At 50.5% G+C, this 220-nt stretch carries 1 rRNA gene; it reads right to left on the bottom strand.

The window, feature by feature from the left end:
• Positions 1-217 (bottom strand): 23S ribosomal RNA (locus tag Q1B11_RS20380); the annotation flags it as partial.
• Between the last annotated feature and the right edge of the window lie 3 nt (positions 218-220).

The following is a 220-nucleotide window of genomic DNA, read 5'->3' as shown; positions in this document are numbered from 1 at the left end:
CCATTCGTGCAGGTCGGAACTTACCCGACAAGGAATTTCGCTACCTTAGGACCGTTATAGTTACGGCCGCCGTTTACTCGGGCTTCGATCAAGAGCTTCTCCACTCTCCTAAAAGAGGGATAACCCCATCAATTAACCTTCGAGCACCGGGCAGGCGTCACACCGTATACGTCCACTTTCGTGTTTGCACAGTGCTGTGTTTTTAATAAACAGTCGCAGC

This window comes from uncultured Endozoicomonas sp., assembly GCF_947495845.1.
GTDB lineage: Bacteria > Pseudomonadota > Gammaproteobacteria > Pseudomonadales > Endozoicomonadaceae > Endozoicomonas.
Note: the sequence above shows the minus strand (reverse complement) of the source record. Positions and strands in the feature narration are given on the sequence as shown.